Genomic DNA, 13,312 nt, shown 5'->3' with positions numbered 1-13,312 from the left:
TGCAGACCACGCGCATCGCAGGCTGACTCGTCGAGAGGACGCAGATGGCACTGGACGTCTCCACCACTCCCACGCTGAGGGCGGGTCGCCGGACCCGGGGGAAGAACCTGGGTCTGCTCACGGCCTCCACCGCGATGGACAACGCCGAGAACAGCATCACCACGGTGCTGTTCCCGCTGATGCGGGAGGCGCTGGGGCTCTCGTCGTCGGCGCTCGGGGTCATCGTGGCGGTGTCCAAGGCGGTGGGAATCTTCGCCGCGGTTCCGTGGGTGTTCCTCGCCAAACGGTTCTCGCGGCGTGCGGTGCTCGCGACGTGCTCGGGCTTCTGGGGCGTATGGGTCGTCCTGGCGGGCCTGTCGCGCAGTTTCACCCAGTTCGTCGTTCTGTACGGCATCGCGGCTGCGGGCTTCGCGGGCGCCGGGCCGATCGCTCTCGAGATCATGGGTGACCTCTACGACGACCGGCGGCGGGGCCGGGCCACCGGGATGCTGTACGGCGGTGTCGCCATCATCGCCGGCGTGAGCGCCCCGCTGTTCGGTCAGCTGTCGGGTTTCGACGACGGCTGGCGGTACGGCTACGTCCTCTCCGGCTGCATGTGCATCCTGATCGGTGTTCTCGTCGTCGTGTTTCTCGACGACACGCGGCCGGGCGGGGGCGAGCGCAGAGCCGGCGATGCGGCGGCGAAGGCGGAGGAGAAGGCGCAGAACGTCGTCGCCGGTGTGCGGGAGCTGCTGCGCATCAAGTCGTTCCGGTACATCCTGGTGCAGCGGCTGTTCTCGGGGCAGAACGTGATCATGAGTTTCGGCGTCGTGTTCCTGGTGGAGGAGCGGGGATTCTCGACAGCCACCGCAGCGATCGTCGCAACGCCGTTCGCGATCGGGTACCTGCTCGGAACCGTGGTCGGCGGGCGCGTCAACGATGCCGTGCACCGCCGGTGGCCCGCGAGTGGACGGGTGATGATGCTGCAGGCCAGTCAGTTGGCCTTCGCGGCAGCGGTATTCGTCGAGCTGCAGACGCCGACGTCGTCGATCGGATTCTTCGTCGCGATCTTCGCGGTGGTCGGGTTTCTGCAGGGGCAGGTGCCGGTGGTCAACCGTCCGCTGATCATGGCGGTGGTGCGCCCGGAACAGCGGGCCCTGGCCTTTGCGGTGTCGCTGTCGACGGTGGAGGCGCTCGCGTACGCGGGATATGCGCTGCTGGTCGGCTATCTGGGAGATGCGATCGGGTTGCAGGGGGCGCTCCTGCTCGTGACCGTCGCGCTCACCGCCGTCAACGGGCTGTGCTCCGGTCTGCTGTACCGGCCGTACGCACGAGACAGCGCCGCAGTGCGCGACTCTCAGGTGGTGCCCTCGTCCTACGAGGGTGAGCCGTCGAAGCCGGATGCCCAGTAGCGCCCGCGCAGCGACAGCTCCAGCAACATCTCGGTGACGGCTTCCGGTGTGAGCGGTGGTGGATCGGATTCGAGCCACCACTGCAGCACGGCCACCTGTTCACCCACCCACGCCCGCGACAGCACTTCCATGTCGATGCGGGGTGTGACCCCGTTCGACTCGGATCGGGCCGAGAAGATCTGGGCGGCAAGGGCGGCGCGTTCGTCGACGAATCGGCGCAGTGCGCGCCCGTCGCCCTCGCCGCGCAGTACGACGCGGTAGGCGTCGCGTTCCTCGGCGGCGTGCCGGAACATTTCGAGCACCGGCTTGCCGGTGAACCCCACCGAGGAGTCGGACACGAGGGGCCGCAACCGCTCCTTCAGGTCCTCGCCGAGGTCGGCGACGATCTGGCCGAGCAGTTCGTCCTTGTCCGTGTAGTGCGTGTAGAACGTCGCGCGGCCGACGTCGGCACGTTCGGTGACGTCTTCCACGGTGACTGCGGAATAGCCTCGTTCGAGCACGAGCGAGACGAGTGCGTCGCGCAGCAGCCGCTTGGTGCGGCGCACACGCCGGTCTTCGGTGGCCACGGTGACTTCCGCCCTTCGTCTCACGTCAGCAGTCCGATCAGCATAGTGCACCCTTGACATCGCGCCCGATGCTGGACAGTATGTCCAATAACGATCACAACGTCGATCTTGGAGACTGCATGAATCTCGGTATTTACCTCACCCGGAGTGCAAAGTGCCGGCCGGACAGCGAGGCCGTGGTGTGCGGCGACAGTCGCCTGACCTACCGGGAACTCGACGACTCGACCAACCGTCTCGCCTCCGCGCTGATGCGCACCGGGCTCGGAATCGGCGACGCGGTAGCCACTTTCGCCGGCAACTGCGGAGAACTCGTCGTGACCGAGATGGCGGTGTGCAAGGCCGGATTCGTGCGCGTTCCCGTCAACGCGCGCCTGGGAGCCGACGAACTCGGCCACGTCCTGCGCGACGCGAACGTCAAGTCGCTCTTCGTCGACCCCGCGCACGCCGACGTCGCCTTGAAGGTGGTCGCGGACCTGGGCCTCGACATCGCCGTCTACGACTACGGGAACAGCACACCCGGCGCGGACCGGTACACCGACCTCCTCGCCGACGGACTCGGCGATCCCGTGGCCGTCGACCTCACCGAAGACGCGCCCGCCGTCCTCAACTACACCTCCGGGTCCACCGGGAAGCTCAAGGCCGCTGTGCAGACGTACGGCAACCGGCTCGCCAACATGCGCAAACGCTTGATGAGCCCGACGGGCGCGCCCACCGAGACGGACCGGTATCTGGCCCCGGGACCCATCACCCACGCCTCCGGGATGATGATGCTCGGCGTGCTCGCCCGCGGCGGCGCGGTCGTCGTCCTGCCTGCGTTCGACACCGAGTTGTTCCTGCGCACCATCGAGAAGGAACGCATCACCACCACGTTCGTCGTCCCGACGATGCTGAACATGCTGATGGACCATCCCGCCGCGAACGACGTCGACCTGTCGAGCCTGCGGTGCGTCGGCGTCGGCGGCGCCCCGGTCTCACCGCAACGACTGCGTGACGCGGTCGCGATGTTCGGCCCCGTCATCATGCAGGGATACGGTCTCGGGGAAACCACGAGCGGCATCACCGTGCTCACCTACGACGACGTCGTGCGAGGCGTCGAATCCGATCCGGAACTGCTGATGTCGTGCGGGCGCCCGGTATTCGACACCGAGGTGCGCGTGGTGGACGACGCGGGCAACGAACTGCCTGCCGGTGGGATCGGCGAGATCGTCGCGCGCGGCCCCGACTGTGTGCGCGAATACTGGCGCGAGCCCGATCTGAGCGCCGAGACGTTTGTCGACGGCTGGGTCCACACCGGGGATGTCGGGTACTTCCGCCGCGACGGCTACCTGTTCATCGTCGATCGCAAGAAGGACATGATCATCTCGGGCGGGTTCAACATCTACTGCAGCGAGGTGGAAGCCGCGCTGTACGAGCACCCGGCCGTGTCCGGCGCGTGCGTCGTCGGTGTGCCCGACGAGAAGTGGGGCGAGGCAGTCAAAGCCGTCGTGGTCACACGGACCCCGGTCACCGAGGTCGAGCTGATCGAGCACTGCGCCGAACGCCTCGCGCGCATGAAGAAGCCCCGCTCGATCGATTTCGTCGACAGTCTCCCCGTCAACCGAAACGGCAAGATCGACCGCAAGTCGGTGCGCGAATGCTACTGGGCGCACGGCGCCCGCCACGTCAACTGAAAGCGGAGCCTCCGATGACCTTCACCCTGAACCCCACGTACGACCACAACCCTCGCCTGCACGACCTCGTCGCACAGCTGCGTGACTATCTGGACGGCGAACTCGCCGACTACGAAAGCGAACTCGGCCTCACCTCCGAGAGCGTGTACACCCGCGAGACGCTCGAGCCGGTGTGGCGGCGCAGCCGGGAACTCGGTTTCTACGGTGTCAGCCTGCCCGCGGACCTCGGCGGCGCGGGACTGTCGTTCACCGAACTCGCCGCGCTCAAGGAAGAAGTGGGCGCCTCACCGCGGGTGCTGTCGACGTCGGTACTCGGCGACATGGGCGGACCGCTGCGGGTGGGCAGCATCTTTCAGTACGCCACCGAGTACCAGATCGAGAAGTACCTGCTCCCCGTCACGCGCGGCGAGCGCGCGTGCTGCTTCTCGCTCACAGAGAACGACGCCGGCTCCGACGTGCGCGGCATGCTCACCACCGCCACCCCGGACGGCGACGGGTGGCGCCTGACCGGACACAAGGTGTTCTCCACCGCCGGGCCGTTCGCGGACTTCTCCATCCTCATCGCCAAGATGGCGGACGACGGCGACGCCGGCCCGCGCTACTCCGCGTTCCTCCTCGACCTGGACACCCCGGGATGCACGGTGCAGCCGGGCGAGACCCCGATGTCGGGCCAGCACATCGAGGCCGACATCGCTCTCGACGACTGCTACGTCGGGCCGGAACAGTTGCTCGGTGAGGTGGGGCAGGGGCTGAAGATCGGCCTCGGACGCGTCACGGTCAACCGGCTCCTGCACTGCCCGACGGCGCTGGGCGGTGCGCGCCGAGCCCTGGAGCTGTCCATCGAGTACGCCCGCACCAGGCAGGTCCAGGGTGCGCCGCTCGGCATGCTGCAGAGCATCCAGCACCGGCTCGCGGACATGGCAACCGACTACTATGCGGCACGGTCGATGACCTACGACGCACTCGCCGCGCTCGACCGAGGCGAGCGGCCGCGGATCGAAGCGTTCATGTCCAAACTGTTCGTGGCGGAGAAGGCGTTCGCGATCGCCGACGCCGCCGTGCAGATCCACGGCAAGTCGGGTGTCGTCCGCGGCAGCGAGGTGGAGTCGCTGTTCCAGCGTCTGCGGATGTTCCGGATTCTCACCGGGTCATCCGAGATCCAGAAGAACGGCATCGCCCGATTCCTCCTGCTCCCGTGAACGCCGCCGCCGACACGGAGACGGAGCCCGACTACCGGTTCACGCTCGCCAACGAGCGGACGTTCCTGGCCTGGATCCGCACCGCGCTCGCACTGCTGGCGGGCGGGGTCGCGGTCAGCCAGTTCTACGTGCCGCGTGGCGGGTCCGCGTTCCACGACGCGCTGGGTGCGGTCTGCATCCTGCTGGCCGCGCTCGTCGCGGTCGGTGCGCTGATGCGCTGGCGGTCGGTGCAGTCCGCGATGCGCCGCGCCGTGCCGCTACCGGCTTCGCGTCTGGCCCCGGCCGTGGTCGCGGGTGTGTGTCTCGCCGCCGTGCTCGGCGTCGTCTGGGCGGCGACGTGACCGTGCTGCCGCCGGGGCTGCAGGCCGAACGTACCGTGCTGGCGTGGCGCCGCACGCTACCGGCGGTGTGCCTGTGCGTCGCCGCATTCGTGCGCGCCGCGCTTGTGCACCCGCACGTCGCGCACGTCGTTGCGGTAGCCGGAGCCTGCGTCGCTGCCGTGTCGGTGGTCGCAGGCGCCGTGACGCGGCACCGCCGATACCGTCGGCGCGCCGACGACCCCCGCCCGCTCGGCCATCTGATACCCGCCGCGGTCAGCGTCGCCGTTTTCGCGACGGCCGGCGCCGCCCTTGCCGCACTGGCCTGAAGCTCGATGTTCCCCAGCCCATATCCCGATCCGACAGAGGAGATCCGCTGTGTCGCAATTGCCACTCGCAGAACTGAAATGGACGCTCGGATTCACCGACCCGGCGCACGTCCGCCGGCAGGCGACGACCGTCGGCGAGACCGGTCCCACGCGTCGAGTCTGGCGCGGCGACGGCCCTCGCTGGGAACTGCCGGAGCACGTGCAGGACCTCTCAGGTCTCGCCGTCGAGACCGGAGGCGGGGGAGCGAGCACCCTCTACCAGTTCCTCGTCCACTCGCACTCGGACGGGATGATCGTGCTGCACCGCGGCGCGGTCGTCTACGAGCAGTACCTGCACGGCCTGCGCCGTCAGGACCTGCACCTGACCGCGTCGATGGCCAAGGCGTTCATCGGCCTGCTCGCTGGGATGCTCGAGGACCAGGGGTTGTTCACGCGGGACGATCAGGTCGCCACCTACGTCCCTGAATTGGCGGGAACGGCGTTCGGCGACGCCACCATTCGTCACCTGCTCGACATGACGACCCAGGTGGCCTACGGGGGACGAAAATTCCACCGCGAGGTCGAGGCCCACCGGTGGTGGGCAGTGGTGGCCCCGCGGATGCGGCCCGACGGATACGGCGGGCCCACGACCCTGCTCGACCGCTTGAAAACGGCCCGCGCGACCGGCCCGTACGGCGAGGTCTTCCACTACGAGAACGGCAGCTGCGAGGCGATGGGCGCGCTGATCAGCCGCGTCACCGGCGCGACCGTCTCGGACCTGATGAGCGAGTTGATCTGGTCGAAGATCGGCGCCGACGAGGATGCCCGGTACATCCTCGACGCCGCCGGCGTCGAAACCGCATGCGGAGGGTACGCGGCGACACTGCGAGACATCGCCAGGGTGGGGGAGATGCTTCGCTGCGGCGGGTCTCTCGGCGACCGCCAGATCGTTCCGGAGTCGGTGGTGCGCGCGATCAGCACCGTCCCCGAGGGAGCCACCGCTCAGGTGCGGTTGCCGCGTGCGGCGGCGAATTCGCCTGCCACGATGAGCTACCGGGACTACTGGTGGATTCTCAACGACCCGTTCGACTCCTTCATGGCCAGCGGAATTCACGGCCAGCGGTTGTTCGTCTCCCGCGAACTCGACCTCGTCGTCGCGCATTTCGGATCGCAGATCATCTCGCCGTGCGTCCCGACGCCACCGTTCCCGGCGGTGTTCACCCGGCTCGGGACACACCTGTCGGCGTCAGCGGTGAAGGACGCTATAGCCACTGGCTGAGCGTGAAAGTCATCTCGCGAGTGCCTGTTTGACGCTCGCCTGCACATCGAGCGAGACGTCACTCCGTTGATGACGTTGATCAGTCCTTCGCTTCGCGGACGTCCTTTCCCTGCTCGGCGAACGCCTTGAAGTCCTGCATGTGCTGTTGCGACTGCTTGCGGAAGGCGCCGGGCATCAGGAGCCCCACCAGCCGCATCACGAAGCCGCTGAACCGGTATTCGCTCTCGCTCACCCAGAGCGTCATCTCCGGACCGGCTTCGGTCAGCCGTTCGCGCACGGCGCTCCACATGCCCTCGCCGACGATCTCGCGGTCGAAGTGAACGACGCTCCCCTTCGGGATCCCGCGCAGGTCTGCCGGTTCCCGACGTGTGATGGTCTCGGTGCACTCGAACTTCTGCTTCCCCATCTGCATCACGACCCGCGATGTGGTACCGACCTGCCCGTGCACCCCACTCAGCGGCTCGTGCAGCACCAGACCCCGCAGCCACTTCGGGAGGTGTGCCGAGTCGGCGAGCAGCTGTACCACTGTCTCCCGCGGCAGGGCGATCTCGGTCGAGACGGTGTACTTCATGGCGGAGCGCTCCTGGGTCCAGAGTAAAGAGGCCTACGCTAGCGGCCTCGCTTCATAGTATGAGGTCACGGCATGTTCAACGATCCCCCGGTCTGCGTGGTCACGGCGGGTGATTGTCCACCACCAAGTGCGGGCCCAGGGGCGGCACAGTTGCTCGCCGCCCCTCCACTACGGCACCGGCGCGGCCGTGTCTCGCGTTTCAGGGTCTCGGAAATGATCGAATGAGAGACAACCCGATATAGCGCATAACTATCCAAACTAGTGTCCCGTTGGTCGCCCCGATTCGGAATTCCTTCACCGGACGGGGCTATCGGGACCCGTGCAGCTCAGCTCGTCCCGGTCATGGGCCGGCTCTCGGGAGTGTCGGTCGCCGTTCGTTCTACGGTACCGGCGGGATGTCCCATGGTTGTGGTTGGCGTCCGCGGCTGTCGAGGACACGACGGAGGCGCTCACCAACGCCGTCAACCGTTTCAGCCCACGTGTGGGTTGTTGACAAGGTCGTCGACGAGGTGGGGTTTGCTTACGTCAGCGGAGTCGTTCTCACCGTACGGCTCCCGCTATCCCGGTTCCTATCTGCGGGCGCCGCCACAGCTCCCATGCGAGTCGCAGGACTCCGATCGCGGTAAGAACGGTCAGCGACAAGACGGCGGGGACGGAAATCGCTACCGGAAAAACTAGGAGGGCCGCGGCGGCGGTGAGGAGCCGATCGACGGTGAGCTGATGGTGGTCACGCCATCGGTAGGCCACCTCGGCGGCGTAGAACAGTGCCACCCCACCGGTGAGGGCGAGGGCGGCCAGCGGTGCCAGCGGCTCGTCGATGTGTTCCACCGAAACCCGTGCCCCGAGGGCGAAGAAGACAATCCCCGCGACGAGCGGCAGGTGCAGGTAGCTGTAGGCGTCGCGCGCCAACCGGACCCGATCGACACCGAGTGTTCGCTGCATACGTTCTTCGGCGCCGGCGGTGAGGCCGAAGTAGGTCCACCACAGGGTGGCCGAGATCAGCACCCCGAGAACCACAGCGCCGAGGACACCGGGACGGCGCAGGTTTTCGGTTGCCCCCGCCCCCAGCGAGATGATCGTCTCGCCCAGCGCGATGATGATGACCGAACCGTGGCGCTCGATGAAATACGAAGGTACGACCCGAAGTCCGCTGATTCCCGCTACCAGGGGACTGCCGAAGTCGACCGCCGCCGCCGCGACCCACAGCAACTCACGGTAGGGGGAGGCCACAAAAGCAGCGGCAACGATCAAGGCCGGCCCGACGAGCAGACCCGGCGCCAGTCGGCGGATCGCCGACGCCACTCCATCCTCGTCGCGGGATGACGAGGCGAATAGCATACCGACGTTGATGACGCGGACGGCGAGCAATGCGAGCCCGAAAACGAGGGCCCCGGTGGTGAATGCGGTCGGCAGTGCGATCGCCGCGATGAGCATCGCCGCCATCGCGACGATGATCAAAGTCGTCTGCATCACCCGCGCCGTTTCGAACAGGTTGGTCAGCCAGGCGTAGCACACCCACGCCCACCACAGGGCGAGCAGAGCGAGCACACCCCGGCCGAAACCATGCCAGGAGATGTCACTGAGCATCAGGTGTGTGACCTGCGACATCGCGAACACGAAGGTGAGGTCGAAGAACAACTCCAGGTTGCCCACCGACCGCCCATTCGACTCCTGCGATCCGCCGGTGTCGGGCTCGCGGCCGGCGGATCCCCCGGCGGCGTTACCGTCGTCGACCGTCATCGTCGACCAGTGGTCATGATCATCGCCCGTTGCTATTCACCAGTGATGTTGTTCTGCTCCTCCCGGTCAGTCCGCCTCACGGATGCAGTACGACCTTGGTCCATCCGTCGTCGCGGGCATCGAAATGCTGGTAACCGGACTCGGCCTCGGCCAGCGGCAGCTCGTGGGAGACGATCCAGGACGGCTTGGCGCGGCCCTGATGGATCAGGTCGCGCAGCTGCCGGTTGTAGTGCTTGACGTTGGCCTGCCCGGTCCCGACCTTCTGCCCCTTGAACCAGAATTTGCCCATGTCGAAGGCGATCTTGCCGTTGCGTTCGAGTTCGTCGGGGCCGTTTTCGTCCTGGGGCAGGAAGATCCCGACCACCCCGATGTGGCCGGTGAAGCGCACCGAGTCGACGAGCCGGTTCATCGTCATCGCGGCATCCTCGTGACCCTGCGGGTCGTGCGCCTGATAGCCGACGCACTCACACCCCTTGTCGGCACCCTGCCCGCGGGTCTGTTCCAGGACCTGCTCGACCGGGTCGCCCTTCGAATCGTCGATCGGAATGACGCCGATCTCCTCGGCGAGCTTGAGCCGGTCCGGATGCCGGTCGACGATCATCACCTTGCTCGCACCCTGGATCATCGCCGAGTACGCCGCCATCAACCCGACCGGCCCGGCCCCGTACACCACCATCGAATCGCCGGGCTGCATGTCCGCGAGGCGGGTGCAGTGCCAGCCGGTGGGAAAGATGTCGGAGAGCATCACGTAGTCGGTTTCCTTGTCCTGGGCATCCTCGGGCAGCCGCAGACAATTGAAGTCGCCGAACGGCACCCGCAGATATTCCGCCTGCCCGCCCCAGAACGGGCCCATCCCGGCGAACCCGTATGCGGCGCCGGCCATCTTCGGATCCGGGTGCACCGTCTGGCAGAACGCGGTCAACCCTTCCTCGCAGTTTCGGCAGAAACCGCAGCCGATGTTGAACGGCAGGCACACCCGATCCCCGGGTGAGACCTTGACCACCGCATTGCCCACCTCGGCGACGATCCCCAAGTTTTCGTGACCGAGGACCATCCCGGGCTCCAGGTCGGTGCGGCCCTCATACATGTGGAGATCCGACCCGCAAATATTGGTGCTGGTGATCTTTACCAGCACATCGGTCGGCTGCTCAATCCTCGCATCGGGCATATCCTTCACATGAACCTCACGTGGCCCGTCGTACACAAGCGCTTTCATCTCGACTCCCTGATGCTGCGTTTCCGGGTTGATCCCGGCCCGGCGGCCACAGGCGATTACATGTGAGCGACCGAATGAATCGTGCCGCTGGGGCAGACGCGACAGCGCACGGAACTGAAAACAACACCAAAACGTTGGCACACCACCATGTTTCGCGTCACGGCCGATAACAGCGGGCGCATTCCAGGCGTCGCATTCCATCCACCATGGAGTCTCCTCTTTCGGCTCCACGATTGCTAGGGGTGAGATCGGTTTCCTTGATTCGTGGGCTCGGGGGCTCCTTCCCTTCACCGGTCGATGGTGTGATGCTGGACCATGTCCACCACCTCGAACAGGAGACCCGACATGGCCACCAAGGCGCTGCTGGTCCGACTCGAAGCCAAACCCGGCAAGGAAAGCGCGGTCGAGGAATTCCTCCGATCGGCGCTGCCGCTCGTCGAGCAGGAGCCCGGCACGAAGCCCTGGTTGGCGGTACGGTTCGGTCCCTCGACGTTCGGCATCATCGACGCATTCCCCGACGAGGCCGCCCGCGAAACACATCTCAATGGGCCGGTCGGCAAGGCCCTCGGCGAACGCGCCGACGAACTCTTCGCTGCGCCGCCCGAAATCAGCAACCTCGACGTGCTCGCCGACAAGCTCTGAGCCGCCGAGTCCGCCGAACCTGTCGAATCGTGGTACACAACGGCGAGGCGAGCGCAGCCTGATCCGTCACCGAGCGGCCAAACTCCACGGAACTCGGGACATCCTCCGCGACCACCATGCTCACCTGGGCCAAAGAAACTCAATCGGCGACGGCACCCGACGGCCGGCCGTGGCGCGTCCGGTGACCGATCCGCTCGCGGGAACCACCTGTCCGCCGGCGCGTTTCCCGACCGTTCCGCAGGTGGTTCGGTGACCTGTCATTGAGCGTCAGCGGATCCTCCGGCGGTACTCGGAGATGGATACAGAATCGATCGGACTATGGAAGGTGAGACGAGTGCGATATACGGGCAGCGCAGTGGTCGACCGCATGTTCTGTCTGAAGGACGAGGACGAACGCGCGTGGGAGGAGCTTCCGCCACTTCCGAAAATCGGCTTCGGCCTAGCCGGGAGCGATCCTGGGATGGTCTACGTCTATACCGGGATGTACATGGGTCCGCTCGATCTCGAGGTGGAAGTGCTCGGCGACCGTCCAGTCACTGTCGACGACGGTTGGGAAGACATCGAAGAGGTTTCGTTCGAGACATTTTCCGACACTGTCACCGTGCTGACCGACTCGGAGACACCGATCGCCAGTTTTCCGCCTACCGTCCTCTCCGCTGGCGTGGGAACCTACCGCGTCCGAGTCCACTCATTCGGGCGTGACCTTATGTGGGACCTCGTCGCGGAAGTGCCGGTCGAGCAGTACAAGATTCAGATCTGGCCCGCCAGACTCACTGGCCCGGTCGTGGTCCAACATCGGAGTGTGCACGCGGTGATGGGCCGCTGAAAGGCCTCCGATTTTGTCCGCTCATCGATCCGCTTTCGGAACGAGCGCGACCGCGGCCAGGCAATCGATGGGCGTGGAGCTTTCGGCTTCGGTCGGATGATCTTCGGAAGATGACGGATCGCCCCCGACCGGGTGCACTCCCGCCTACCGTGGGTTGATGAGCAGCGACCCTGATGCAGACCAGGTCACGCGGCTATTGGGTGAGCGGGATCGGCTGCTGAGTGATGTCAGGGAACTCGAGGATCGGCTGGAGACATCAGGACGGAGACTCGATGACGTAGCCGCAGAGATTTCCTCCCTCCTCCGCCGTTCTCGGACTGGTGATTCTTTCTGGGCGAACGTCGAAAGTCGGTTGGCTGAGACCTTTGCGGGCCTTGCTGCCCAGCTCGGAACCTCCGATCCAGCCTTCCCCTGGATCAAGGTCTACCCGAACATGCCGCCTGTCCGTGATGCCGTGATGGGTGCATGCCTTGACCGCGAAGAGCCGGCTACTCACTTCGTCACGATCCAAGGCGTTCGGTGCAGAACTCTCCCGGACTTTGCTCGAACATGGGGCGATGCCCTCGAGTTTCCGAGCTACTACGGAGCGGATGGAATCGGCTCGTTCGAGGAGTGCTTTCGAGATCTCGTGGATATCACGCATGGAGGCATCGGCAGCCGATATCGCGACCGACCGGGACGCCCGGTGAAACGGGTCGTGATTTCTGTCGCGGATGCTCAAGACGTTCTTCGAGATGACACTGTCATTGGCCCAGCGAAGATCATCCGGATCATCGACAAGTTGATCTCCGAGATTCCGCGACGATGCGATCTCCGTGTCATCTACTACCTCGGCGAAGACGTCCAACCCAAACAACTCCACACACAGGTCGGTCTCGTCTATCCCCACGAGCACGTCTACGACTACCCGGCGGAGTAACCATCCCAGAGAGCGATCGTCCGCCGGTATGGGACCGGCGGACATTCCAGCGGGGATGGCTAGGTGTTGAAATCTGAGAGAGCGTCACGCTGAGCCCGGTGGGCGCTGCGTTCGATGGCCCGGTACTCCGTCGACCGGCCCACCGAGAACAGATCGGCCAGTTCAGCGGTCGAGTACTCGCCTGACACGTGAAGCTCGACCAGGTGCCGTTCCTGGCGTGGGTTGAGCTTCGGCTTCTTGCCCTTCAGGTGTCCCTTCGCCTTCGCGATCCGCATCCCCTCCCTCGTTCGTGCCCGAATCAGGTCGCCCTCGAACTCGGCGACCATCGCCAGGACGTTGAACAACTGGCGACCGACCGGGTCGGTGGGATCGTGCAACGAGGCTCCGATCTGCAGACACGCGTGCCGAGCGGTGAGCTCGTCGACGATGTCCCGAGCATCGGGCAACGAACGGGCCAGGCGATCCAACTTGGTCACCACGAGGGTGTCGGTGTTCCGGCACGCTGCAAGGGCGTTCTGCAGTCCTGGACGTTGACGATTGGTGCCGGTCAAGCCGTGATCGACGTAGATCCGTTCCGGTGAGACCCCGAGCCCGAGCAGTGCGTGCTGCTGTGCGGTCAGGTCTTGCTGATCGGTGGACACTCGTGCATACCCGATGTACATCGCTGA

Annotated in this window: 14 protein-coding genes; 9 read left to right on the top strand and 5 right to left on the bottom strand. The window is 65.9% G+C overall.

What is annotated here, in order from left to right; genetic code table 11:
• Positions 1-44: 44 nt before the first annotated feature.
• Positions 45-1,391, top strand: coding sequence for an MFS transporter (locus OYT95_RS18285; RefSeq protein ID WP_268792138.1), 1,347 nt, complete (start codon positions 45-47; stop codon positions 1,389-1,391).
• On the opposite strand, the gene OYT95_RS18280 is transcribed toward OYT95_RS18285, so the two are convergent.
• On the bottom strand, positions 1,355-1,957 hold the full coding sequence (locus tag OYT95_RS18280) for a TetR/AcrR family transcriptional regulator (RefSeq protein ID WP_037238200.1): 603 nt from the start codon (positions 1,955-1,957) through the stop codon (positions 1,355-1,357). The two genes, OYT95_RS18285 and OYT95_RS18280, sit on opposite strands and share 37 nt — an antisense overlap.
• A gap of 119 nt (positions 1,958-2,076) precedes the next feature.
• Here OYT95_RS18280 and OYT95_RS18275 point away from each other — a divergent pair, with 119 nt between their 5' ends.
• From OYT95_RS18275 to OYT95_RS18255, 5 genes are read left to right on the top strand one after another with little or no spacing between them, the layout of a single operon-like run.
• Entirely contained in the window at positions 2,077-3,627 is a 1,551-nt protein-coding gene (locus OYT95_RS18275) for an acyl-CoA synthetase (RefSeq protein ID WP_268792137.1), read from the top strand.
• A gap of 14 nt (positions 3,628-3,641) precedes the next feature.
• Positions 3,642-4,826 carry an acyl-CoA dehydrogenase family protein gene (locus OYT95_RS18270; protein WP_268792136.1) on the top strand — a complete coding sequence of 395 codons (1,185 nt, stop codon included), beginning with the start codon at positions 3,642-3,644 and terminating at the stop codon, positions 4,824-4,826.
• A complete protein-coding gene (locus tag OYT95_RS18265; RefSeq protein WP_037238205.1) occupies positions 4,823-5,167 on the top strand; it encodes a YidH family protein in 345 nt (114 codons plus the stop codon). The genes OYT95_RS18270 and OYT95_RS18265 overlap by 4 nt, the downstream gene beginning before the upstream one ends.
• Positions 5,125-5,472 (top strand): DUF202 domain-containing protein, encoded by a 348-nt coding sequence (locus OYT95_RS18260; RefSeq protein ID WP_268792135.1) that lies wholly within the window; start codon positions 5,125-5,127, stop codon positions 5,470-5,472. The genes OYT95_RS18265 and OYT95_RS18260 overlap by 43 nt, the downstream gene beginning before the upstream one ends.
• 49 nt (positions 5,473-5,521) lie before the next feature.
• A complete protein-coding gene (locus tag OYT95_RS18255) occupies positions 5,522-6,730 on the top strand; it encodes a serine hydrolase domain-containing protein (protein ID WP_268792134.1) in 1,209 nt (402 codons plus the stop codon).
• 79 nt (positions 6,731-6,809) lie between these two features.
• Here the strand turns inward: OYT95_RS18255 and OYT95_RS18250 are convergent, their stop codons facing one another.
• The 3 genes from OYT95_RS18250 to OYT95_RS18240 form a co-directional block, all read right to left on the bottom strand.
• Positions 6,810-7,301, bottom strand: coding sequence for an SRPBCC family protein (locus OYT95_RS18250; protein ID WP_268792133.1), 492 nt, complete (start codon positions 7,299-7,301; stop codon positions 6,810-6,812).
• A 540-nt stretch (positions 7,302-7,841) separates the two neighbouring features.
• Entirely contained in the window at positions 7,842-9,041 is a 1,200-nt protein-coding gene (locus OYT95_RS18245; RefSeq protein WP_268792132.1) for a low temperature requirement protein A, read from the bottom strand.
• A 76-nt stretch (positions 9,042-9,117) separates the two neighbouring features.
• Complete coding sequence (locus OYT95_RS18240; RefSeq protein ID WP_268792131.1) at positions 9,118-10,458, bottom strand: glutathione-independent formaldehyde dehydrogenase; 1,341 nt, start codon at positions 10,456-10,458, stop codon at positions 9,118-9,120.
• Positions 10,459-10,602: 144 nt separating this feature from the next.
• Between OYT95_RS18240 and OYT95_RS18235 the strand changes: the two genes are divergently transcribed.
• The 3 genes from OYT95_RS18235 (at position 10,603) to OYT95_RS18225 (ending at position 12,644) form a co-directional block, all read left to right on the top strand.
• Positions 10,603-10,899 carry a putative quinol monooxygenase gene (locus OYT95_RS18235; protein WP_005567379.1) on the top strand — a complete coding sequence of 99 codons (297 nt, stop codon included), beginning with the start codon at positions 10,603-10,605 and terminating at the stop codon, positions 10,897-10,899.
• 334 nt (positions 10,900-11,233) lie between these two features.
• Positions 11,234-11,725, top strand: coding sequence for a hypothetical protein (locus OYT95_RS18230; RefSeq protein ID WP_268792130.1), 492 nt, complete (start codon positions 11,234-11,236; stop codon positions 11,723-11,725).
• Between the two features lie 157 nt (positions 11,726-11,882).
• Positions 11,883-12,644, top strand: a complete 762-nt coding sequence (locus OYT95_RS18225) for a hypothetical protein (RefSeq protein ID WP_039951252.1) — start codon at positions 11,883-11,885, stop codon at positions 12,642-12,644.
• A 59-nt stretch (positions 12,645-12,703) separates the two neighbouring features.
• Here OYT95_RS18225 and OYT95_RS18220 read toward each other — a convergent pair whose 3' ends face one another.
• Positions 12,704-13,306 carry a recombinase family protein gene (locus OYT95_RS18220; RefSeq protein ID WP_268792129.1) on the bottom strand — a complete coding sequence of 201 codons (603 nt, stop codon included), beginning with the start codon at positions 13,304-13,306 and terminating at the stop codon, positions 12,704-12,706.
• Positions 13,307-13,312 lie beyond the last annotated feature (6 nt).

The organism is Rhodococcus sp. JS3073 (assembly GCF_026810085.1).
Lineage (GTDB): Bacteria > Actinomycetota > Actinomycetes > Mycobacteriales > Mycobacteriaceae > Rhodococcus_F > Rhodococcus_F wratislaviensis.
This window is presented reverse-complemented; position numbering and strand designations above follow the sequence as displayed.